This is a genomic window from Ensifer sp. NM-2, assembly GCF_003024455.1.
Lineage (GTDB): Bacteria > Pseudomonadota > Alphaproteobacteria > Rhizobiales > Rhizobiaceae > Ensifer > Ensifer canadensis.
Window position 1 is genome coordinate 1 of sequence record NZ_PVZR01000030.1, and the last position, 22,143, is coordinate 22,143.

General features: G+C 60.3%; 20 protein-coding genes. 3 read left to right on the top strand and 17 right to left on the bottom strand.

Annotated features, from left to right (window positions below; genetic code table 11):
- Window positions 1-141: 141 nt before the first annotated feature.
- From C6558_RS34445 to C6558_RS34460, 4 genes are read right to left on the bottom strand one after another with little or no spacing between them, the layout of a single operon-like run.
- A complete protein-coding gene (locus C6558_RS34445; RefSeq protein ID WP_057217514.1) occupies window positions 142-999 on the bottom strand; it encodes a sugar phosphate isomerase/epimerase in 858 nt (285 codons plus the stop codon).
- Between the two features lies 1 nt (window position 1,000).
- On the bottom strand, window positions 1,001-2,149 hold the full coding sequence (locus C6558_RS34450; RefSeq protein ID WP_057217517.1) for a dihydrodipicolinate synthase family protein: 1,149 nt from the start codon (window positions 2,147-2,149) through the stop codon (window positions 1,001-1,003).
- Between the two features lie 8 nt (window positions 2,150-2,157).
- Window positions 2,158-2,937, bottom strand: a complete 780-nt coding sequence (locus tag C6558_RS34455) for a 3-ketoacyl-ACP reductase (protein ID WP_199197104.1) — start codon at window positions 2,935-2,937, stop codon at window positions 2,158-2,160.
- Window positions 2,934-4,076, bottom strand: a complete 1,143-nt coding sequence (locus C6558_RS34460) for an acyl-CoA dehydrogenase family protein (RefSeq protein ID WP_107028398.1) — start codon at window positions 4,074-4,076, stop codon at window positions 2,934-2,936. Before C6558_RS34460 ends, C6558_RS34455 begins: the two co-directional genes overlap by 4 nt.
- Window positions 4,077-4,231: 155 nt before the next feature.
- Here C6558_RS34460 and C6558_RS34465 point away from each other — a divergent pair, with 155 nt between their 5' ends.
- Window positions 4,232-5,254: an aldo/keto reductase gene (locus tag C6558_RS34465; protein WP_057220995.1), complete on the top strand. Its 1,023-nt coding sequence runs from the start codon at window positions 4,232-4,234 to the stop codon at window positions 5,252-5,254.
- 77 nt (window positions 5,255-5,331) lie between these two features.
- Here the strand turns inward: C6558_RS34465 and C6558_RS34470 are convergent, their stop codons facing one another.
- From C6558_RS34470 to C6558_RS34480, 3 genes are all read right to left on the bottom strand, one after another.
- Window positions 5,332-6,591 (bottom strand): glycerate kinase, encoded by a 1,260-nt coding sequence (locus C6558_RS34470; protein WP_107028399.1) that lies wholly within the window; start codon window positions 6,589-6,591, stop codon window positions 5,332-5,334.
- Between the two features lie 102 nt (window positions 6,592-6,693).
- Window positions 6,694-7,479: an enoyl-CoA hydratase/isomerase family protein gene (locus tag C6558_RS34475; protein WP_057225627.1), complete on the bottom strand. Its 786-nt coding sequence runs from the start codon at window positions 7,477-7,479 to the stop codon at window positions 6,694-6,696.
- The gene (locus C6558_RS34480) at window positions 7,476-9,047 is read right to left on the bottom strand and encodes an acyl CoA:acetate/3-ketoacid CoA transferase (protein ID WP_057225629.1); all 1,572 of its coding nucleotides are present in this window, start codon (window positions 9,045-9,047) and stop codon (window positions 7,476-7,478) included. The genes C6558_RS34475 and C6558_RS34480 overlap by 4 nt, the downstream gene beginning before the upstream one ends.
- Before the next feature lie 133 nt (window positions 9,048-9,180).
- Here C6558_RS34480 and C6558_RS34485 point away from each other — a divergent pair, with 133 nt between their 5' ends.
- Window positions 9,181-9,999 carry an aldo/keto reductase gene (locus tag C6558_RS34485; protein ID WP_057225631.1) on the top strand — a complete coding sequence of 273 codons (819 nt, stop codon included), beginning with the start codon at window positions 9,181-9,183 and terminating at the stop codon, window positions 9,997-9,999.
- 48 nt (window positions 10,000-10,047) lie between these two features.
- Here C6558_RS34485 and C6558_RS34490 read toward each other — a convergent pair whose 3' ends face one another.
- The 7 genes from C6558_RS34490 to C6558_RS34520 form a co-directional block, all read right to left on the bottom strand.
- Entirely contained in the window at window positions 10,048-11,643 is a 1,596-nt protein-coding gene (locus C6558_RS34490; protein ID WP_107028437.1) for a GMC family oxidoreductase, read from the bottom strand.
- Window positions 11,643-13,139 carry an aldehyde dehydrogenase family protein gene (locus C6558_RS34495; RefSeq protein WP_107028400.1) on the bottom strand — a complete coding sequence of 499 codons (1,497 nt, stop codon included), beginning with the start codon at window positions 13,137-13,139 and terminating at the stop codon, window positions 11,643-11,645. Before C6558_RS34495 ends, C6558_RS34490 begins: the two co-directional genes overlap by 1 nt.
- An 88-nt stretch (window positions 13,140-13,227) precedes the next feature.
- The gene (locus C6558_RS34500; protein ID WP_199197105.1) at window positions 13,228-14,259 is read right to left on the bottom strand and encodes a zinc-binding dehydrogenase; all 1,032 of its coding nucleotides are present in this window, start codon (window positions 14,257-14,259) and stop codon (window positions 13,228-13,230) included.
- A gap of 9 nt (window positions 14,260-14,268) precedes the next feature.
- Window positions 14,269-15,210, bottom strand: coding sequence for an ABC transporter permease (locus C6558_RS34505; RefSeq protein ID WP_057217540.1), 942 nt, complete (start codon window positions 15,208-15,210; stop codon window positions 14,269-14,271).
- A 7-nt stretch (window positions 15,211-15,217) separates the two neighbouring features.
- Window positions 15,218-16,723, bottom strand: coding sequence for a sugar ABC transporter ATP-binding protein (locus C6558_RS34510; protein ID WP_107028401.1), 1,506 nt, complete (start codon window positions 16,721-16,723; stop codon window positions 15,218-15,220).
- A gap of 9 nt (window positions 16,724-16,732) precedes the next feature.
- Window positions 16,733-17,698: an ABC transporter permease gene (locus tag C6558_RS34515; protein ID WP_057225639.1), complete on the bottom strand. Its 966-nt coding sequence runs from the start codon at window positions 17,696-17,698 to the stop codon at window positions 16,733-16,735.
- A gap of 76 nt (window positions 17,699-17,774) precedes the next feature.
- A complete protein-coding gene (locus C6558_RS34520) occupies window positions 17,775-18,884 on the bottom strand; it encodes a sugar ABC transporter substrate-binding protein (RefSeq protein ID WP_057225647.1) in 1,110 nt (369 codons plus the stop codon).
- 275 nt (window positions 18,885-19,159) lie between these two features.
- On the opposite strand from C6558_RS34520, the gene C6558_RS34525 reads away from it, so the two are divergent.
- Complete coding sequence (locus C6558_RS34525; protein WP_057225655.1) at window positions 19,160-19,813, top strand: TetR family transcriptional regulator; 654 nt, start codon at window positions 19,160-19,162, stop codon at window positions 19,811-19,813.
- 5 nt (window positions 19,814-19,818) lie between these two features.
- On the opposite strand, the gene C6558_RS34530 is transcribed toward C6558_RS34525, so the two are convergent.
- From C6558_RS34530 to C6558_RS34540, 3 genes are all read right to left on the bottom strand, one after another.
- Window positions 19,819-20,274, bottom strand: a complete 456-nt coding sequence (locus tag C6558_RS34530) for a heme-binding protein (protein WP_107028402.1) — start codon at window positions 20,272-20,274, stop codon at window positions 19,819-19,821.
- Complete coding sequence (locus tag C6558_RS34535; RefSeq protein WP_107028403.1) at window positions 20,274-21,281, bottom strand: zinc-binding dehydrogenase; 1,008 nt, start codon at window positions 21,279-21,281, stop codon at window positions 20,274-20,276. Before C6558_RS34535 ends, C6558_RS34530 begins: the two co-directional genes overlap by 1 nt.
- A gap of 119 nt (window positions 21,282-21,400) precedes the next feature.
- On the bottom strand, window positions 21,401-21,919 hold the full coding sequence (locus C6558_RS34540; RefSeq protein WP_057225649.1) for a VOC family protein: 519 nt from the start codon (window positions 21,917-21,919) through the stop codon (window positions 21,401-21,403).
- Window positions 21,920-22,143 lie beyond the last annotated feature (224 nt).

Sequence of the window (22,143 nt, forward strand, 5' to 3'; positions counted from 1 at the left end):
AGATCTCGTCGAACGGGTTCATCGACATCTTCACGTTGGCAAGCTCGACACCCGAGCCGTCAGCCTTCACCCGGATCTTGACGTTGTAGTCAACCACCCGCTTAACCGTCACAAGTATTTTCATGGCAATCTCTCCAGGCATCAGCAGACAGTGCAGAAGCGTTCGACCATGACGTCGAGCACCTCGCCGGGATCGCGCTTCCACCAATTGTTCGCCGAGAAAATCTCCACCTCACAAGGACCCGAATAGCCAGCCCCTTCCACCGCCTTGCGCAAAGCCTTGAGGTCCGCGACGCCGTCGCCCATCATCCCGCGGTCGAGAAGCACGTCGGTGGTGTCGGCAAGCCAATCACAGAGATGAAAGCCGAAGATGCGGTCGGCGCCGGCCCGCTGCAATTGTGCGGCAACGTCCGTGTCCCACCAAACATGATAGACGTCGACCGCGACGCCGACGTTCGGCGCGGCAATCGCGTCGCAGAGATCGATGGCGTCACGAAGCGTCGTCAGGCAGGAGCGGTTCCCGGCATAGACCGGATTGAGTGGCTCAAGCGCCAGCCTGATGCCGTGTGCTGCAGCGTAGGGGGCGGCCTCCGCGACACGGTCAGCGACGATCTTGAGACTTTCCTCGACACCCTTGGTGCCTGGCTCAACGCCGCCCACGACAATGGTCAAGACTTTGGCGCGCAGAGCTGCCGCCATGTCAATCGAGGCCTCGAAGTCATCCATGACCGCGCGCGCATCACTCGCCAGCGAGCCGACGAGAAAGGGCGTTCTGCAGAGACCTGCGACCGTCATGCCGGCAGCACGGACCCGCTCTCCGATCTGGAACGCTTGCGATCCTATTTCGCGGCGCCAGAAAACGACCGCGCCGAGACCGCGCTCGGCGCAGGCGTCAATGATCCGCTCCGCAGACCATCCCGCGCCGTAGCCTTCGAGATTGTGGCCGAGGCTTGCAGTGTTGAGAGCCAGCGCCCTGTGATCATTGGCAAAGTTCCTCATCTCAGGCTCCGTAAAATGCGAGCAGCCGCTTCATCCGGTTGACGGCCATTTCGGGCTCGCGCAGCAGGCCGCATGCATCTGCCAGCCGGAAAACTTCGGTAAAGTAAGGCAAGGGCCGCATCGCCTGCGCACCGTTCAGCATGACGAAGTGGTCCTGGAATCCGTTGAGCCAAGCGAGAAACACGACGCCTGTCTTGTAGTACTGCGTCGGCGCACGGAAGATCAGCCTCGCCAGTGGCACTGTCGGATCCAGGGTGGCTCGAAACGCGGACGTGTCGCCGTCGCCCAGGCTCTTCACCGCAAATGCCGCAGCGGGTGCGAGCGGATCGAATATGCCCAGCAGTGCATGCGAAAAGCCCTCGGCGTCACCTTCGATCAATTCGGGGTAATTGAAGTCATCGCCCGTATACATCTTCACACCGGCCGGCAGGAGCCGGCGCATGTCGATCTCCTTCTGCTTGTCGAGAAGCGAGATCTTTATGCCATCGACCTTTGAGGCGTTCTCGTTGATGACGGCAAGCGCAACCGGCATGGCCTTTGCGAAATCCTTCGATCCCCAGTAGCCAGCAAGCTGCGGGTCGAACATTTCGCCCAGCCAATGAAGGATGACGGGCTGGTCGCAGGCGCCTAGCACATCGGAATAGACTTTGACGTAGTCTTCGGGCGTCTTGGCCGCCTTCACCAATGCTCTCGATGCCATCAGGATGACGCGTCCACCGACCTTCTGGATGGCCTCGAGTTGGTCGAGATAGGCCCGCCTGACATCATCAAGCGTATAGGACGCTGCCTGATCCAGATGGTCTGTGCCGCAACCGTTTGCGACCAGGGCATCCGGTATTTCGACCTTCGTGCGGCGGATCAGTTCCAGTGCGCCGGGCCAGTCCAACCCCATCCCTCGCTGGGCGGTATCCATGGCTTCGGCGATCCCAAGGCCGAGCCCGGCGAGATATCGGCGAAACGCCATGGTCTTTTCCCAATCGATCGTCGCGCGTCCCGACGGGTCATTGGCGGTGAAGGGATCAGCGACCACGTGGGCGGCGGAATAGACCACCCGGGCAGGGTTATTGCCGAGCACGGCCTGAGCGATGGGACGACCTGTCAGCGAGTAATCGGTCAGCCTGCCATTCGTATCGGGAAGCGCTATCTTCATGATGAACCTCAGAAGCGGGGAACCAGCATCCCGGCGTCCGCCGAGATCACCTGTCCGGTTGTGTAGGGAAATTTGCCGGTCGCCAGTGACGCAATGATCGCCCCCATCTCTTCGGGTTTACCGAGGCGCGGAAACAGGGTCAGGCCCTGCTCGGCCCGCTCGCGATAGGTATCGATGACTGGTGCCGTCATGTCGGTGGCAATCAGTCCCGGCTGCACGTCGTAAACTGCGATGTTTTCGGGTCCTAGCCGCACGGCGAGCGTCTTGGAGATCATCGCTGCTGCTGATTTCGAGGCGCAGTACTCCGAGCGTTGAACGGCGACCGCGACCGCGTTCGACGATGTCACGTTGACGATCGAATGAAACATCCGAGACCGTTGACGAGACAACAGCCGGCGAGCAAAGGCCTGACTGAGGAAGAACATGGCCTTGGCATTGACGTCGATGCAGCGATCCCAGCTCTCCTGTGAAACATCAAGCAGGTCGCCGCGCTGCAATACCCCGACGCCCGCATTGTTGACGAGGGTCGTCAAAGGGCCGAGTTGCGCCTCGATATTTGCCAGGACATTCTCGTGGGCCGCAAAGTTTGTGACGTCGAGGGGAGTGGCCATCACTGGATTGCCATGCGCGGCAACGCGAGCAACCGCCGCGGCAAGTTCGCGATCATCGCCGCGACCGTTGACCGCCACTGCGAAACCTTCCTTCGCCAATGCCTCCGCAGCAGCCAGACCGATACCGCGCGACGAGCCGGTAACCAGCGCCACCGGGCGCATATCAGTCCCAGTCATGCGCGTGCTCCCTTTTTCAGAAGTTCGCGCGCAATGATCATGCGCTGGATCTGATTGGTACCCTCGTAGATCTGGGTGATCTTCGCATCGCGATAGAGGCGTTCGACTTCGAAGCCGCGAATATAGCCCGAACCGCCAAAGACCTGCACGGCGTCTGCCGTGCGCTGAACGGCCATGTCGCCGGCAAAGCATTTGGCAATCGAGCAAGCCTTGGTCGCGTCCGCGCCGGCATCAATCTTGGATGCGGCCGAATGAACCAAGAGCCGCGCCGCCTCGATGTCCTTTGCCATGTCTGCCAAAAGCCACTGTACGCCCTGGAAGTCGGCGATGGATTTGCCGAACTGTTTGCGGGTACCGGCGTAGTCGACGGCAGCCTCAAGGCCGGCTTGCGCAATGCCGACGGCTAAGGCTGCGATACCGACGCGCCCCTTGTCGAGAACGGACATCATCATGTGGAAACCACGACCTGCCTCGCCCAGAAGCGCATCCGCCGAAAGGCTCACATCCGTAAACGTCAGCGCGCCGACCTGGCTTGCCCGCTGACCCATCTTGTGCTCCTTCGGCCCTCTCTCGACACCCGCGGCGTGCAGATCGACGACAAATATCGACATGCCGCGATTGCCCGCTTCCTTGTCGGTTCTCGCGAGCACGAAGCCGACGTCTGCGACCGGAGCATTGTGTATCCAGATCTTGCCGCCGTTCAGACGCCAGCCGTTGCCGTCGCGCGTCGCCGTCGTGCGAATACCCGAAACATCAGTGCCGGCCTCCGGCTCGGTGATGCAGTAGGCAACCTTGGTCTGCATGCTCAAAACGGCTGGCAGCATCTTTTGCTGGGTCACTGTTCCGTGGCGCACCAATAGCGTGGAAATGAGCTCAATCAGGCCGCATTGATCGGCGACCGAGGCGTAGCCGCGGCTGAGTTCCTCCATCACCACGGCATAGGTCAAGGTGTCGAATCCCGGCCCGCCGAGCGCTTCGGGAACACCAATTCCGAACAGGCCGAGCTTGCCCATTTCACCATAGAGGTCGGCCGGGAATCGCTCCTCGCGATCGAGTTGCTCCGCCATCGGCCGGATCACTTCGTCGGCGAAGGCGCGGGCCATCTCGCGCACTTGGTCCTGCGTTTCGCTCAGATACATGTTCTCCATCCCGCTAGTAGTAACTATCTAGTTACATACTGCCGCGAACTCCTTTCCGTCAAGTCAGAAAATTTTTCGACGTTGCTTCAACCGGCTTGCGCGGGTCCTCCGGGCGTGGTTACAATTCACCATTCAGTTACTTAAGGAGGATCAGCATGCACCCCGGAAAAAAGCGCAAACTCGGTCGGATCGACATCAACGTGACCACCTTCGGTTTCGGAACGGCGCCACTTGGCAACATCTTTCGCCCCATCAACGAGCCGACCGCCGAGGCGATGTTCGACACGGCCTGGAACGCCGGCGTCCGGTTTTACGATACCGCGCCGATGTACGGTCATGGGCTTGCCGAACTGCGAACGGGTTACAGTTTGCGCTGGAAGAACAGGGACGACTTCGTCCTTTCCTCCAAGGTCGGCCGCCGGCTGAAGCCAGCTAAGCGGGAGACGATCGATTTCACGCCCTGGGTCGACGCCGCTCCCTTTGAGATGGATTTCGACTACAGTTACGACGGGACGATGCGGGCGTTCGAGGACAGCCTCCAGCGCATGGGCCTCGAAAGGATGGACGTCTGCTTCATCCATGACATCGACGTCTTCACACGAGGAAACGATCAGCCGGAGGTTTTCAAACAAGCCATGGACGGCGCATGGCGTGCCCTCGAGAAGTTGAGGGATGAGGGGACGATCAAGGCGATCGGCGTCGGCGTCAACGAATGGGAAGTCTGCCTTGAAGCCTTGAAACAGAGGGATTTCGACTGCTTCCTTCTGGCCGGCCGCTACACCCTTCTCGAGCAGGATTCGCTCGATGCCTTCCTGCCCCTGTGCGAGGAGCGAGGCGCCGCAGTGATTGTCGGCGGAGGGTTCAATTCAGGCATTCTGGCGACTGGGGCAAAAGAGGGAGCAAAGTATAACTATGCGCCCGCATCGACAGCGATCCTCGACAAGGTCAGCAGGATCGAAGCGGTCTGTAGGGACCACAACGTACCGCTGGCCGCAGCTGCGCTGCAGTTCGTGGTCGCGCATCCGGCCATTCCGTCGTTTATGGCTGGTACGCGGACGGTTGAGCAGTTGAACCAGAACCTGGCCTGGTTTGCGCACCCCATCCCCGCAGACTTCTGGGTCGATCTAAAGGTCAAGGGGCTTTTGCGCGAGGATGCACCGACGCCTGTAGCCGGCTAGTGCGATACGCCTGCCGAAGAGGCCGGCTCCGCCCAGCCTCTTCGGCAATTTGCGTCGGCCCCGTAGAGCCGCCAGGCTCACCTGATCAGGATGGCACGGAAATCGTTGACGTTCGTCCCGGTCGGGCCGGGTACGAACAGGTCCCCCAGACGGTCAAATGCCGCCCAGGCGTCATTGGCGGAAAGCGTGGCGACAGGATCGAGGCCGAGCGCGCGCAGCCGAGCCGCACTCTGTCCATCGGCGAATGCACCAGCATTGTCTTCGGAACCGTCAATACCATCGGTGTCGCCGGCGATGGCAGTGAAGGGGACGCCGTCAGCTGCGATCGCCAAGGCTAGAAGGAACTCGGTGTTGCGTCCGCCCTTCCCATTGCCGCGAAGGGTAACCGTGGTTTCGCCGCCGGACAGGATCAGCACCGGTCGGGTAAACGGCCTGTCGCGCAGGGCAACCTCGCGCGCGATTGCCGCGTGGACCCGGGCGACGTCCCGGGCCTCACCTTCGATCGCGTCCGACAGGATGACTGCTGGGATGCTTTCGGCCTGCGCATGGATTGCAGCGGCTTCGAGAGAGAGCCGTGCCGAGGCGATCACATGCACTTCATGTCCTGCGAAGACATGGTCGCGCCAAAACGGCGCGAGCCCCTGATCGTCTGCGAGCCAATCAGCCACCTTCGGTGGGATGCGGATGCGCCAGGCATCCACCATTGCCCGCGCATGGGCGCGATCGGTGGCATCCGGTATCGTCGGCCCCGATGCAACCTGCGCCGGATCGTCCCCCGGTACGTCGGAGACCACGAGGCTGACGACTTTCGCAGGATGGCAGGCGGCTGCAAGACGGCCTCCCTTTATGCCCGACACCTGCTTGCGGATGGCATTCATCACCGAAATCGGTGCGCCGCTCGAAAGCAGGGCCCGGTTCAGCGCCACTTCGTCCTCAAGCGTCAAGCGACCTGGTGGGCACGGAAGAAGCGCCGACCCGCCACCGCACACAAGAGCTACGACAAGATCGTCTTGCGTCAATCCCTCGACCGCCTGAAAAAGCAGCCGCGACGCCTCGAGCCCGGCAAGATCGGGTACCGGATGCGCAGCCTCGACGACGCGGATCCGTTCGCACGGCACGCCATAGCCGTAGCGCGTGACCACCACCCCTTCGACGGGCGCATCCCACAAGCGCTCGAATGCGCGGGCGAGTTGAGCTACTCCCTTGCCGGCCCCGATAACGATCGTGCGTCCGCGCGGTCGTGAAGGAAGATGCGCGCGAAGGGCTGTTTCCGGATCGGCGGCACTAACGGCGACGCTGAATAGGTCGCGAAGCAGTATCCTGTCTTCGGGCGTCATAAAATCTCGTCCATCTCGTTTAAGTTTCCACGTCCGTTGTTTCGACACAACGCCCCGACATGCATCAAGGCGACACTGTGTCGGAGCGTTTTGGCGCTGCCGTCACGGGCGCACCTTTTGCGCAATGGACGCCGAACGCTTTTCTCGAAACGCCGCCAGGCCCTCCTGCAATTCCTCAGAGCCTGCGGCGATCTCACCGGCGAAGCTTTCAACGATCCGTTCGTTTTCCTCGCCTTCCGCGGCATTGATCAGCATCTTGGTCAGTTCAACCGCCCGACCCGAGCGACCGATCACCCGTGCCGCGGCCTTCTCGCCCGCAGCCAGCCCCTCGCCGGTCGCAACCACCTGATCGACCAAGCCCAGGTCAAGCGCCTGATCAGCTGTATAGACTTCGCCGAAGAGCGACATCCGTCGCACGATTTGGGCGCCGAAGCGGCGCGCCACACGCTGCGTGCCTGACCAGCCCGGGATGATGCCCAGACCCGGCTCCGGTTGACCGATGCGCACATGGGCTTCGGCAATCCTCAGATCAGCACAGGCCGCCAGCTCCAATCCGCCGCCCAGCGTGTGTCCATTCAGGACCGCGATCAAGGGCACGGAAAGGCGTGCGAGCGCGTCGAAGGCAGCATGGCCGTCGCGCACCCAATGACGGGCAAAAGCCTTCGGCGAGGCGCTGCTCCACGCATCGATATCGCCGCCTGCGCAGAATGATCGGGATCCCTCCCCCGTCAGGATCGCAACCCGCGCGGTGGAACGCTCTATCGCGCGACATATCGGCATCAGCGCATCGACCATATCGGCGTCGAGCGCGTTCAGCTTGTCAGGCCGCCGGATCGTCAGCCAGGCGATATCCCCGGAAATTGCGAGGTCGAGACGCGGGTCGGTCACAGCGCCATCCCCATCGTTGACGCGCGAAACAGTACGTCGTCCATGATCTTCAGCGTGTCGGAAACACGCAGTGGCGTTGTCGCCTGGGCGAGGACATCGCGCTGCAGGTCGATACCGGGCGCGATCTCGGTGATAACCAGCCCATCCGCCTCCAGCCGCATGACACAGCGTTCGGTGACATAAGTGATGTCCTGGCCCTGGGCACGGGCACGCCTGCCCGAAAAGCTGACCTGATCGACCTTGGGAACAATCTTGGCGACCCGTCCTTCCTTGTCGATGACCAGGCGCCCGTCTTCAAGCCGCATCTTGGCGCCGGCGTTGAAATTGCCGGAGAAGACGATCTTTTTCGCTCGTGCCGTGATGTCGACAAAGCCGCCTGCGCCGGCAGTCCGGTGCGGTGTCGCAGCCAGGCGGCTGACATTCACGGAACCCTCGGCGTCGATTTCGAGGAAGGAAAGCAGCGAGCAGTCAAAACCTCCGGCCTGGAAATAGCAGAACTGATGCGGTGATGCGACGAACGCCTCGGCATTGGCGGCACAGCCAAACTTGAAATCGAGCAGAGGAATGCCGCCGACGGCGCCTTGTTCGATGACCCATGTGATCTTGCCGTGATGTCCTTCCTCGATGAGAACACGCGGCACGTTGGCCGAGATACCGAACCCGATATTGACGGCCCAACCCGCTTGTAGTTCCTGCGCGACGCGCCGTGCGATCACCTTGCCCACGTCCAGAGCCGGGATACGGAATGTGTGCAGGGGCCGAAACAATTCACCTGAAATGGCCGGGTCGTAAGGGGTCGCAGTCGTTTGCAATTGGTCGGGCGCTTCGACGATGACGTCGACGAGGATGCCGGGAACGCGAACGTCGTGTGGACGCAATGTCCCTGTCGCGGCAACCCTGCGGACCTGAGCAATCACAAGTCCGCCGGAATTTCGAGCCGCCAGCGCCATCTCCATCGCACCGAGCGTCGCGCCCTCCTGCTCGAATGTCAGATTTCCATTCTCATCGGCCGTCGTCGCGCGGACGATGGCGACATCGGGATGGATAGCCGGAAAATGCAGCCAGTCCTCGCCAGCAAATTCCACCCGGCTAACCATCGGAGCGCGACGGGCCGTCGCGTTCATCGCGCAGCCTTCCTGGTCCGGATCGACAAACGTATCCATTCCGACCTTGGTCAACACGCCCGGCCGCTTGGCAGCGCCCTCGCGCAGCATGTCAAACACAATGCCCGACGGCACGTTCCAGGCTGCAACTTCCTCCTTCAGGATCATCTGCCAGATCAGGGGTGGCTCGGCGTTGCTCGGTCCGGACGGATAGGATCCTCCGATGATCCTGGAGAGCATGCCCGGTTTTGCGATGTGATCGACACCTTTTGTGCCAAAGAAGTCGCCGGCTGCGATCGGATGCACAGAGGTCAATCCGCGAGGATGGCCTTCCTGCTCAAAGCGCTCTCCCAGCGCCTTGAGGACCGCATCGGGGCAGCAAAGCCCCGAAGAGGAGTTAACCGCAAGCACGGCACCGTCCCTAACCAACCCGGCGGCTTCCGCTGCAGTTTTCACCTTCGACATTGCTGCGCACTCCTTTTGTCGTTGCACTAAGTAACTAACCAGTTATACATTAAACACGACAATGAAGGGCAGGCAAGGGCAATTTGCGCCGTGGCCACAACGGCACAAAGCCGCAAAACGCGAAGGAGGAGCAATGAACATCTATTTCGAAAAATGCCATCAACGGGGCTTTGGCACCTATCCGCTGAAGGCAGGCGAATTGAAAGCCGCAATCGAGACCGCGCTTGATGTCGGCTACAGGGCATTCGACACCGCCCAGATGTACGAAAACGAGGCCGAAACGGGGCAGGCGCTCCTCGAGGGAGGCGTTGCGCGCGACGAACTGTGCATCACATCCAAGGTCCATCCCGACAACTACGCCGAGGCGCAGTTCCTCCCCTCGGTCGAAGCGAGCCTGAAGGCGCTCAAGATAGACCAGTTGGATGTTCTCCTCTTGCACTGGCCACCAATCGGCGGCGACGTCGCTCCGTCGTTGCGCCTCCTGCAAAAGGCTCATGTCGCCGGGATGGCGCGCAATATTGGCGTCTCCAACTATACCGCCCGGATGATGCGTGAAGCCAAAGCGATTTCGGAGGTCCCGCTCGTGACCAACCAGGTGGAGTTTCACCCGCTGCTTGATCAGAGGGCGCTACTGGCTGCAGCGACCGAGACAGGGATCCCGCTTTCGTCCTACGCTTCGGTTGCCCGTGGCGAGGTGTTCAAGCACGCGATCTTTGGGGAGATTGGCGCGACCTATGGAAAATCCGCCGCGCAGATCGCGCTACGCTGGATCCTGCAGAAGGGCGTACCGCTCAACACGATGTCCACCAAGCCGGAGAATATCCGGGCGAACTTCGAGATCATGGACTTTACCTTGTCCTCGATCGATATGGATCGGATCGATTCCATGACGCATACCGGGTATCGCATCATCACCCCGGGCATGTTGCCCTGGGTTCCTGAATGGGACTAACGGAAAGGGCGGCCGCAAGGCCGCCCTTTCAGCTCGCATGAAGTTGCCTCAAGCGTTACCACGGATCAGGTCGGAGGCCTTTTCGCCGATCATGATCGATGCCGCGTTGGTGTTGGAACCGACCAAGCTCGGCATGACCGAACTGTCGCAAATGCGCAGACCATCGAGGCCGTGAACACGCAGCTTGGCATCCACCACTGACATCTCGTCTCGTCCCATCTTGCAGGTACAGGTCGGATGGTAGGATGTGCGCCCGTACTGACGTGCATAGGCCTCGAAATCAGCGGTGGTGCGCACGTTCTGGTCTGGAAAACGCACGGTCCTGATATATTTCTGCAGCGAGGGCTGTGCGAAGATTTCCCGACTGATCCGGATGCCTTCGACGGAGATCCGCAGGTCATCGGCATCACCCAGGAAATTGGGGTCTACGATCGGAAGCGAGCGCGGGTCGGCCGAACGCAAGGCGACTGAACCACGCGATTTCGGACGCACCGTGTAAGAGTTCAACGTGATGCCGGAGGCGCCCTTTCGAACACTCGGCACGCCGGCCTCCGCCCCCGCCCCAGCCAGAAAATGGAACTGAAGATCGGGACAGGGACTGGCCTTGTCGGCATACCAGAACGCGCCGCCCTCAACGACATTCGACGCAACCGGGCCGGACTTGAACAATGCATATTCCAGGCCGGCCCAAAGCATCCAATGCGGCCTGTTGTACTTGTCCAGACTGTCATGTCCCTTGAGTTCGGCAACGATATCGACGCCAAAGTGATCGTGCAGGTTCTCGCCGACACCAGGCATATCCTGGACCACGTCGATACCATGGCCGCGCAAGGCCGCTGCCGGGCCGACGCCGGAAAGCATCATCAATTTGGGTGTGCCGATGGCGCCGGAGGTCACGATGACCTCACTGTCGGCGCGAACGATCCTGGAGGCGCCACCCGTCGCGTATTCGACACCCACGGCGCGTCGCCCTTCAAAAACCACCCGAAGCACCAACGCGCCTGTGACCAGCGTCAGGTTCCGGCGCTTGAGTGCCGGGCGCAGATATCCCACAGCCGCCGAGCAGCGCCGACTGTTGCGGGTCGTAGTCTGGTAAACGCCCGTGCCCTCCTGAACGGGGCCGTTGAAATCCGGATTGTAAGGAATTCCGAACTCCTGGCAGCTTTGAACGAAGGCACGCGTCAGAACTTGCGGATTGGCTATGTTCGAGACGCCGAGCGGCCCGTCGGTTCCATGCCATTGTCCCGAGAGGATCGTGTTGCCCTCGGACCGCAGGAAATACTTCTGGATGTCCTTGAAGCCCCAGCCCTCCGCCCCCTCTTCCACCCAGCGGTCGTAATCGCTCGGGTGACCGCGGGTGAATACCTCGGCGTTGATGGAGGATCCGCCGCCGAGTACCTTCGCCTGGGCGTAGGGGATCTCACGGTTGTTAGCATGTATCTGCGGCGCCGTGGTCAGACCCCAGGTCATCGGGCCTGCAGTCATCTTTGCAAAACCGACCGGCATGTGGATCAGCGGATGGCTGTCGCGCCCACCGGCCTCAATGAGGCAGACCCTTGTCGCTGGGTTTTCCGAAAGGCGCGCTGCGAGCACGCAGCCCGACGAGCCGCCTCCGACGATCACATAGTCAAATCCTTGCACCATCATGCGATCCAGTGTGAGCGTTTGCCGATCTCGACGTGAACGGATTTGACCTGGGTGTACTCCTCCACGCCATAGGTGCCCGCCTCGCGTCCCCATCCGGACTGCTTGAAGCCGCCCAGCGGCATCTCCGGCCCACCTGCCATGATCGTGTTGACCCAGAAACGACCGGCGCGAACGCGGCGGGTGACCGTCAATGCCTTGTCTATGTTCTTGGTCCACACGCTGGCAGCGAGGCCGTAGACAGTGTCGTTGGCCAACTCGATCGCCTGTTCGATCGTGTCGAACGACATCGAGCAGAGGACGGGCCCGAAGATCTCGTCCCGGGCGATCGCCATGTCAGGGGAAACCCCGGTGAACAGCGTCGGTGCGATATATTGGCCCTTGCCGAATTCAATGGCCTGGCCGCCTGTAACGGGCTGTGCGCCTTCCGCCTTGCCCTTGGCGATATAATCCAGGATGGTCGTGTTCTGCTGGTCGGTGGTAATCGCTCCGACCTGGGTAGCCTCATCAAGAGGATCGCCGACGCGTATCCGCTCCATCTTTTCGACGAGAAGCTTTTCGAATTCCGCGGCCACTGAGCGTTCGACGATGAGCCGCGAAGACGAGACGCAGCACTGCCCAGTGTTGAAGCTGATGCCGAATGCCGCCCCGTCCGCCGCATCTTCGAGATCCGAATCCGCAAAAACGATGATCGGGTTCTTGCCTCCCAGTTCCAGTCCGAGCTTCTTGAAGTTGCTGTCGGCGGCCGCGTGAACGCACGAGCGCCCGACTGCGGTGGAGCCGGTGAAGGACAGCATGTCCACATCAGGGTGTTCCGTCAGAGCCTGGCCGATGGTGCGGCCCGAACCGGTGATGACGTTGTAGACGCCATCAGGCAGTCCCGCCTCGGCGAGCACCTCGGCAAGGATGAGCGTGGTCGCGGACGTCACCTCCGAAGGCTTGACCACCATCGTGCAGCCTGAGGCAAGGATGAAGGGCACGCGTTCGCAAAGAATGAGGAATGGAAAGTTCCACGGGGTAATGAGACCCACGACACCGATCGGTTCGCGAAGAACCATGCCGAATAGTCCGTCGCCCAGCGAATTGTAGCTGTCGCCGTGCAACAGCCGAGCGGCACCAGCGCCGACTTCAAAGCAGGCGATGCAATGATCAATCTCTCCGCGCGCCTGGGCGATCGGTTTGCCATTCTCCAATGTTTCAAAGTAGGCGATCTCATCCCGGCGTTGCCGCAGGATCTCGGCAACACGCAAAAGGACTGCCCCACGGGCGGCCCCCGAAAGGCCGGACCAACGGCGATCCTCGAAAGCCCGGCGAGCGGAGGCAACAGCTGCGTTCAAATCTTCCGGAGTGCATTTCGCGGTGCGCGTGACTGGAACGCCATGGCCAGGCGACAGGCGCTCGAACTGGTCACGGCTCTCATGCCACCGTCCATCCACGAAGAAGCCAAATTCACGAGGGGCCTTTGGCGGGAGAAGGTAGTTTTTGACTTGGTCCATGGGATGCCTCCACTCTGAGATTTCCGTATCCATCAGGCGATGGATTAGTAACTGAACAGTTATGCGCGATCTAGCAACGCCTGCGCGATCACGCCATCACAATTTGGGTCTTGAGGTGATGGGACCGATTGGCGAGCGTATCGAACGCCTCCTGGATTCGATCCAACGGATAGTCGGCGCCGGTGAAGTCATTCGTCTCGAACCGACCGTGTGCAAGGAGCGTCAACGCGTCATGCATGTCCTCGCCCATGCCAGCGACCGATCCCTTCAAACCGCCCTCTTCAAGCACGGTCTTCAGGATATCGACCGGCACCGTCTCGCCAGGCGCTGTGATCCCGAAAAAGGCGACATGGCCACCACGACGAGACAGATCAAACGCCTGGCCATAGAGCGCCTTGCTGCCAACGCTTTCAATGACGATATCGGCGCCTCGTCCGTCGGTCATGGCCATCACCGTCGCCTTGAGAGTGGTGGGGTCCGACACGGCCGCGTCCGCTCCCGCCTCCAGTGCCATTCGGCAGCGGTCAGTCGACAGATCTGTAACAATGATTGGAGCGGCACCCACCAGGCGCATCATCTGAACGTGCAGATTGCCGATCGGGCCTGCTCCGAAAACGACGACCGATTGCCCAAATGTCACATTCGCCTTGCGCGCCGCACGCACAACGCATGCGACCGGCTCGGTCAAGGCGAGTACGGCATCAGGCACGGTGTCGGGAACCGGGATGACGAGACGCGCCGGGACGGCAACGTACTGGGCAAAGGCGCCATCACGGCTAATGCCGACCTGGACAACCTCGGCGCAGTTGAGGACCTCGTTGCGGCGGCACCAGTAACAGGTGCCGCAGCCGATATTGATGTCCACGACCACGCGCATGTCATGCCGCAGATGGCGAACGCTCCTGCCGAAGTCGGCGACCGTGCCGCAGAACTCGTGGCCTGGAACAATCGGTAGCCGGTCGGCGGCATAATGGCCGTTGAAGATATGGACGTCGGTCCCACATATGCCTGTCCGCGTCACACGGATAAGGGCATCATCGGGGCCGATCGACGGAACATCGACCGCCATGATCTCGAAACGGCGCGGTTCGACCAGAACGGCAGCTTGCATCTTGCTCATCACCGCCTCCTATTTCACCGTGCGTAACTTGGCGCGATCGATCGTGAGTGCGATCGCGACAATGAGAACAATGCCGAAAACCATCTGCTGCTGTGTTGCGTCTATCTCGAAATAGAGCATGGAGGCGCGGATGACGGCGACAATGAGCGTTCCGATGACCGTGTTGAGAACGCCTCCGACACCCCCGGTCAGGGGCGTACCACCGACCAAAACCGCAACGATTGCCGGCAGCAGGAACCCGTTCGCAATCGTCGGCGCGCCGCCTGAAAGCTTGACGGCAAAGAGCAGTCCGGCAATCGCCGCCAGCGCCCCTGATATTGCAAAGGCAAGGATCTTGTAGCGTGCCACGTTGAGCCCGGAGGCCGCAGCCGCCAGTTCGCCGGCGCCGACTGCTTTCAGCGCCCGGCCGAGCGTCGTGCGGCGTTCGATAAATAGGCAGATGCAAAGCAGCACGGCCGAGATCAACAGTTCGTTCGGCACGCCCCATGTACGACCAATCATCCAGCCGAAGGTCTCGTTTCGCTGGGTCGCGTCCATGTTGAGCGCGCGCTGCCCGGAAAGCCATTGCGCGACCGAGAACGCCACGCCGCCGACTGCAAGAGTGGAGATGAACGACGGAACATAGAGCCGCGTCGTCACATACCCCGACAATGTGCCCAGCAGGAAGCCGGCGGCAACGCAGGCGACAGCGACCCAGGCGCCCATGGAGGCAAGGTAGACCGATGCAATGACGGTCACCATGTTCGCCATCGACTGGGCGGACAGATCTATCCCGCCGATATAAATGGCAAAGGTCAGTCCGAGTGCCATGATGAACAACGGCACGATATCACCCGCCAGGCTCATGAGATTGGCTGGCTTCAGGAAGCCCGGGTGGGTAACGCCGACGAGGGCGACGAGCACCAGCAGCGTTATCCAGGGAAGATGCGGTTTGAGACGCTGAATGTCCATGTTTCCCTCAGATCATGTAATGCAGGAGATCGTATAGCGAGGGCTTTGCCCCCGGCACGCAATCGAAGTTCTTCTGAATGCGGCCATCCTTCACGACGACGATGGTGTGAGACAGCCCGATGGCCTCCTCCAGGGTATCGGCGACCAGGACGATGCCGACACCGGCACCGCTCATTTCGCGGATCATGTCGTAGACATCTTCCTTGGCTCCGATATCCAAGCCGCGGGTCGGATGATCGAGCAACATGATGTCCGATCCCGCCGATCGCCACTTGGCTAGAACGACCTTCTGCTGATTGCCGCCGGACAGGTTTCCGCAATCCGTGAATTCGGAATGTGCCTTGATCGAAAGCTTCTTGATCCAGTCGCGCGCAAGTGCGCGCTCTTCGGATATCCGCAGCACGCCGGCGCGAGAATGCTTGTTCATTTGCGAGAGTGTCATGTTCTCGTAGACGTTCATGCCGGCGACGATGCCCTCGATCTTGCGCTCGCGAGGGACGTAGCCGACGCCTTGGTTCACTGCGTGGCGAGGCGAGAAAATCCTCACCTTGCCGCCCTTGATCTGGAGATTTCCCTGGGTTGGGGTGAGCATTCCGTAAATCATCCGCAAGATCGCCTCGCGCCCCGACCCTTCCGTTCCCACCAGGCACAAGACTTCCCCGGCATGCAGTTTTAGGGAGATGTCCTTCGTGCGTCCGGGCAGTCCGACCCCATCCATCTCGACCAGAACCTTGGATCGATCGAAGGGTTTCTGCAGCTGTTCGCGATAGTATTCCTTGTCGACGTTGCGGCCGACCATCTTGTGCTGGATCGCTTCGGTCTGGGCGGTACCGCGCTCCACGACATCGACGACATGACCGTCCTTCATCACGTAGATACGGTCTGAAAGCTCCATCACCTCGTCCATGCGATGGGAGACAAATATGAAGGACGCGCGCGTGACCAGTTCGCGTACCAGCTTGAAGAGCAGTTGCACTTCTTCCTTGGACAGAACCGAAGTCGGTTCATCGAGAAGAATGACCAGATCACCGTCAACGCGTTCTTCGAGGGTGAGAACCTTGGCAAGTTCCACAAGCTGTCGCTGCGCGAAGGATAGCTTCGAGGTAATGGTCGCGGGATCGATATCGAGCTTGACCTTGGCGAGTTGCGCCTTGGCTGCCGTTGCCATTGCCTTCCAGTTGATGACGCCGAACCTTACAAACTGCTGTTCGTAACCAAGGAAAATGTTCTCCATCACCGTCAGGTTGGCAATCAGCGACTGCTCCTGAAAGACCATGCCAATACCCTTCTCCATGGCCTGGCGAGGATTGGCAAAGCGCACGGTCTGGCCATTGATCAGAATGTGCCCGCCATCGGGTTGGTAGGCCCCGTAGATCACCTTCATCAATGTGGATTTGCCCGCGCCGTTCTCGCCGACCAGCCCGACGATCTCGCCGCGCTTGATGTGAAAATCGATGGCCTTGAGTGCGTGAACACCGGGGAATTTCTTATCGACGGCTTTCAGTTCGTACATGGCCCTGCCTCACTTCACGAAGGAAACCATCTTGCGGTCGGTCGACAGCACGACAGCAAGAATGACGAGCAATCCGAGAACCCCGTCCTGGAGAAAATCGGGCAGACCGACGACGACCATTCCATTGTTGATGACACCGACGATCAGCACGCCGATGAGCGCGTTCCACACACCCCCGATCCCGCCCCAGAGCGCCACGCCACCCACTACGACCGAGGTGATCGAGATGAACATGAAGTTCGAGCCGGTCACGGATTCGGCCTGACCGATGCGCGCCACCACGAGGATCGCTGCCAGTGCGTAAAAGACACCGGCAAGCGCGAACCCGGTGACACGCACGCGGTTGACGTTGAGACCGGATGCGTGCGCCAGTTCCTCACCGCCACCGACGGCATAAAAATTGCGACCGAGCGTGGTGTGGGCTTGTATGAACCAGGCAACGAACAGGAAGAAGCCGGCGATGTAGACCATGATCGGGAAACCGAACCAACGCACGGTCAAAAGTCCCCGAAACGTTGCGTCGCTCACCTTGACGATATCGCCGCCCGTCAGGAGGATTGCAGCCCCAGTCCCAACGAAACCCATCGCAAGGCTAGCCATGAAGGAGGGTATTCGCAGCTTGACGTGAACGAGCCCGTTGACGAACCCGATCAGCCCGCCGACCATAAGGATAAGCGGAATGGCCAGCCAACCGGCGCTCATCAGCGTGCCGCCGAACTTCGCAAAGGCGAACGCGAACACGACCGCCGTGAGCGAGATCGCTCCTTCCATGGAAAGGTCGATCGATCCCATGATGATGATGAATGTCACGCCGACGGCGACCATCAGCGCCGGCGCCGCCGCGATGGCGATGCGGGCAAAATTGCGGACCGAGAAGAAGGTCGGATTGAGGGCGGTGAAAAAGATCACCAGCGCGATCAGCACCAGCAACGGCGCCCATTTGATCAAGGTTTCGCGCGATATGCGACGTGTCACGTTAGGCACCCCTTCGCCCGGACTGTAATGAATGAAATGGAGGCGAATGCGACGACGCCTCCATCAGACGGATAGCTCAGTACTGGATCTGGCCGTTGGACGGGCCCCAGAAATCCTTCCAGTCGTAAGCCGGCACGGAATCGAGATACTTTGCCTTGAATTCCTCTGCATCCTTGGCGGTAACGAGGATCGTCGGACCGTAGAATTCACGATGCTCTTTCGGCTCTTCGGACGGTTTGAAGCTGCCGATTGCTGCGTGATAAGCGAGCGCCGCGGTGACGCCGCCGCCCCAATGCGGATTGGTAAAGACGGTCGCCAGGAGTTGACCCTCCAGCACCATCTGCACGGCCTCGAGATTGCCGTCGTAAGCGACGATCGGCATGCCTTCGATGCCTTCGGCCCGGAGGGCCTCGATCACTCCATAGGCGATGTTGTCATTGGCGCAATGTACGCCCTTGATCTTGTCACCGTGACGGGTCAGGAACGACGCCATGAGTTCCGCGCCCTTCTGCGTGTCCCAGTCGGCCGGCTGCGCGTCGAGCAGTTCGATCTTCGGATAATCCTTGAGTGCGTTCTTGAGGCCATTGAGGCGCTCAACCGCAGGGTTGTTGGCAGCAATGCCACCGAGATGAACAACTCCGCCCTCGCCACCCATGGCCTCAAACAGGATCCGCGCGGTTTCTTCCGCCGGTTTCTCGTCCGACCAGGTCATGTGGGAGACGTAGTTATCACCGAAGTCCCAGGGATGCAGATCGTCTGTCTTGTTCCAGATTGTCGAGATGTAACCTCCGGCGGCAGACACCGCCTCCACCACTGGCCTTGCATTCGGGCTGTCATTGGCATCGCAGGCAATCGCGCAGTTGCCGTTGTTCTTGGCGAGGAAGGCCTTGATGTCGGCGAGTGACTTTTCCGACGAGCCTTCATTGATCAGGCTGACAAGCGCACCTTTCGGCTTGCCGATCGTTTCGACAAAAGCCTCAGCGCCCGAGATCACCGAATTCCAGTAGGCGGAGGCGCGATCGCGATAGCTCCATGCGATGGCCGGATCGACCAGCGCCGCATGTGCGCCACTGCGCCCGAGAATGGCCGGAACCGTCATGGCCCCAACGCCGGCGGCGGCGGCCAGGATGAAGTTGCGACGGCTGAGCGTCTCGCGCTCGATAAAGTCCTTGATAAAGGTCGACATGGCGTTCCTCCCAAATCCACGTTTGAACGTTCCCCGCATTCGGCGGGTTTTTCAGAGGGCAACAAAGGCGATCCACACCTTCGGGGCCGAGCCTCCTCAGCTCCCCACGCCCACTTAACGCACTAACTAGTTACTTCTTTGATGGAGCCGGAGTCAAGAGCCTTTCGCGATTGCGGCCTTGATGATTTTCGACTGACCGCTTTGACGGATACGCACGCTGGCGTGTATGACTGGCCAACATGAGCCGCGAGCGCGCTGGAGGAATGGCCTTGAGCATGATCAACGAACCGACCGAAAAGCCGGGCCGCAAACCGCGCATCCGCGATGCGGAGGCGACCAAGGCACGCATTTTGGATGCCGCCAAAAAAGAATTCGCAAAGAATGGCTTAGGCGGCGCGAGAGTCGATGTAATCGCCGAGAAGGCCAAGGCCAACAAGCGGATGATCTACCACTATTTCGAAAGCAAGGAGGGCCTGTTTCAGACTGTCCTGGAAGATGCCTATATCGACATACGCACGGCGGAACAGAAGCTTAACCTGGATGACTTGCAGCCAAAGGCAGCTCTCGAAAAGCTCGTTCGTTTCACCTGGGAATACTATCTGAAAAACCCCGAATTCATCACTCTGGTCAACAGCGAGAACCTGCATCGCGCCAAGCACCTGAAAAAATCCGTGGTGATCAAGACGGCCAGCCGCAAGTTCGTCAACATGGTGGAAGTGTTGCTGGAACGAGGCGCCTCTGAAGGTGTCTTTCGCCACGGCATCGATCCAGTGCAACTGAACATTACCATTGCGGCAATCGGCTACTATTACCTGACCAACCGCTTCACCGGCTCGATCGTGTTCGAGCGTGACTTGATGGCGAAAGAGGCGGTCGACGAACGCCTCCGCTTCAATATCGAGACGATCATGCGGCTGGTTTGCGCCTAATCTCGCTAGAGTTCGAAAGACAGCCCCTCGAGGTCGAGTGCATGGCGGGCGCATTCGATATCTTCGACGTCTCGCGCACCGGACACACCGATCCCGCCGACAACCCGGTCGCCGTGGATGATTGGCAGGCCTCCGCCCCAGACCAAAAGCCGAGACCGATTGGCTAGGCCCAGCCGCAGCGAAGGACTGTTGTCCATTCTCTCAAAGAACGCTTCCGTCGTACGCCTCATCGTCGCCGCGGTGAAGGCATTGTCCATCGCGAAGTCTAAGATTGGCGGCGCCACCTCATCCATTCGCGCCGCCGCAAGTGTCGCGCCTTGCGGATCGACCACGCAAACGGCCACCCGCCAGGCGTTCCTGGACGCATGCGCAAGCACATGACCGACAAGGCGCAGCCCAGCATTTGCAGCAAGCGCCGTGGCGGTGACGATCAGCCCACTTTCCTGGTGAGAGCGCTCCATTATTCTTCCCCCTCAAGACGGGTCCAATCGAGAACGATGAAGGGCTCTTCAATGCGCTTGGCCGCGATATCCGAATAGAGCGATGAAGGATTGTTTGGCACGACCAGCCGTATCAGGCCGTCGAGTGGAATTCGGCCCTCAGCGAGCCAGTCGAGCGCAAGCGAGAAACCGCCGAAAACTGAATGGGGCGCATTGTTGTACCCTGCGAGAAGCTCCTCCCATTGAAATCCTTGCGCGTGCAATGGGATCTCCCACTCCCAGCCAGAGCGCAAGGTGGCAAGATTGAAGAAGACGGCGTTCATGAGATCATGGGCAGATGCATCCGTCCATTTGCGCCAGGGAACGCCAACCATGACCACCTCCCCAAGCCTGCGCACAAGGCGGCATCCATCAAGGATCGCATTCTCATGCCCCGAGCAATCCACGACAAGCGCGACCCGACCGGCGAAGGCATCTTGCCCAAGAGGCATCCGCTCTCTGCAATCGGAAAGACCGCTTCGTGCCAACTGCGCTCGCCTCCGCTCGTCAGGGTCGACGACGGTCACACGGTAGCCGCTGATATTGAAAAGGTGTGCGGCGAGAAAGCCGACCGGGCCGGCTCCTGTTATGACAACGCGGTCGCCTGGGCGAGCCATGGTTGTCATCAACGTGGTCATCGACACGCCCATCAGACGTGCAAGCGTTGCAGTTCCAGGGTCTAGATCAGCCGGCAGCGGCAAGGTGTGTCTGGCGAGATGCGTTTGCGTGGCGCGATGAGCACCCATCGCAAACCTCAGTTCGCCGGGCCGAAGGCCGACGACATCCCCGGCGACCTCATCAACCCTGAAGACTGCGGCATAACCGGGACGAATGGGAAAAGCATCGCCATTGGCCCAGCCCAGTTCAGTGCCCTGGCTGACGAGGGTGTAGAGCGTGCGCCCGCGAACTTCGCCCGCCTTCAACGGCAAGTCCTCGTAGGACGCCATTTCAAAGGCCTGCTTTGCGACAATCACGATTTCATCGGGCATGAAGGTCCTTTCCGGCCGAGGAAGATGACCGCATCCAAGACAACGGAAAATTGCCTGTGTGAATTAGTGCTTAGAAGGTGATCCGCTCGCCAAACCGAACGGAGCGGAGGGACTACGCATCAGTGACCGGTTACCGGCGACCATTGCACCGGACCTCTCGCCTGTTCATAGCCAAGCGGACCCGGCATGCTGACAACCTCGAGGAACTGACCCCACGGGGCCTTCAGATAGAGCCAGGTCAGCCCTTCCATGGCGCCGCTGTCGACATATGTCGGCCCTTCGAGCACCTCGACACCTGCCTCACGCAAGCGCATTGCCGCAGCCTCGCAATCATCAACCTCGAACGCCATGTGAAAACCGCCCGGCTGACTGTTGCGTTTAAGGGGGGCATCGCCGTCAACCTCTCCGGAATACTGAAACAGTTCAAGGTTGGTCCCGTTGCCGACCCGTAGCACCATGATGTTTTCGATCCGCCTGCCCGCCGGAACACCGAGGCGCCTTTGCATGAAGGTGTCGTCCACATCGATAGGCCCTGTTTGTAGGCATCTAGCGGCACCGAATACGGCTTCAAAAAAGCCCACAGCCTCCTCAAGATCAGGCACAGTAAAGCCGATATGCTGCATCCCAAAAACCTTCATCGATTCCCCCTCCGAGCGGTCCATTCACACGCCGGCTAAAAGCCGACCGAAATTAGTATGTAACTATTTAGTTATTTAATTGCAACCAGTTTCCCTCCCGTCGGGACCCGCGCTTTACGCAAAATGGAAAACAGCTAAACCTGAACCCGGACCGCCGGAGCGACAATGAGGTTTGGTGGACGATATCACTCCGGGAATGGTGCTCAATCTCAAAACGTGAGAGC

Coding starts and splice junctions, on each gene's coding strand:
- C6558_RS34535 (WP_107028403.1), bottom strand. CDS start 21,281: ATGCCCGATGAAATCGTGATTGTCGCAAAGCAGGCCTTTGAAATGGCG.
- C6558_RS34530 (WP_107028402.1), bottom strand. CDS start 20,274: ATGGAGCGCTCTCACCAGGAAAGTGGGCTGATCGTCACCGCCACGGCG.
- C6558_RS34510 (WP_107028401.1), bottom strand. CDS start 16,723: ATGTACGAACTGAAAGCCGTCGATAAGAAATTCCCCGGTGTTCACGCA.
- C6558_RS34520 (WP_057225647.1), bottom strand. CDS start 18,884: ATGTCGACCTTTATCAAGGACTTTATCGAGCGCGAGACGCTCAGCCGT.
- C6558_RS34485 (WP_057225631.1), top strand. CDS start 9,181: ATGAACATCTATTTCGAAAAATGCCATCAACGGGGCTTTGGCACCTAT.
- C6558_RS34495 (WP_107028400.1), bottom strand. CDS start 13,139: ATGGACCAAGTCAAAAACTACCTTCTCCCGCCAAAGGCCCCTCGTGAA.
- C6558_RS34450 (WP_057217517.1), bottom strand. CDS start 2,149: ATGAAGATAGCGCTTCCCGATACGAATGGCAGGCTGACCGATTACTCG.
- C6558_RS34460 (WP_107028398.1), bottom strand. CDS start 4,076: ATGTATCTGAGCGAAACGCAGGACCAAGTGCGCGAGATGGCCCGCGCC.
- C6558_RS34490 (WP_107028437.1), bottom strand. CDS start 11,643: ATGGTGCAAGGATTTGACTATGTGATCGTCGGAGGCGGCTCGTCGGGC.
- C6558_RS34480 (WP_057225629.1), bottom strand. CDS start 9,047: ATGTCGAAGGTGAAAACTGCAGCGGAAGCCGCCGGGTTGGTTAGGGAC.
- C6558_RS34500 (WP_199197105.1), bottom strand. CDS start 14,259: ATGAGCAAGATGCAAGCTGCCGTTCTGGTCGAACCGCGCCGTTTCGAG.
- C6558_RS34455 (WP_199197104.1), bottom strand. CDS start 2,937: ATGACTGGGACTGATATGCGCCCGGTGGCGCTGGTTACCGGCTCGTCG.
- C6558_RS34505 (WP_057217540.1), bottom strand. CDS start 15,210: ATGGACATTCAGCGTCTCAAACCGCATCTTCCCTGGATAACGCTGCTG.
- C6558_RS34445 (WP_057217514.1), bottom strand. CDS start 999: ATGAGGAACTTTGCCAATGATCACAGGGCGCTGGCTCTCAACACTGCA.
- C6558_RS34540 (WP_057225649.1), bottom strand. CDS start 21,919: ATGAAGGTTTTTGGGATGCAGCATATCGGCTTTACTGTGCCTGATCTT.
- C6558_RS34525 (WP_057225655.1), top strand. CDS start 19,160: ATGATCAACGAACCGACCGAAAAGCCGGGCCGCAAACCGCGCATCCGC.
- C6558_RS34465 (WP_057220995.1), top strand. CDS start 4,232: ATGCACCCCGGAAAAAAGCGCAAACTCGGTCGGATCGACATCAACGTG.
- C6558_RS34470 (WP_107028399.1), bottom strand. CDS start 6,591: ATGACGCCCGAAGACAGGATACTGCTTCGCGACCTATTCAGCGTCGCC.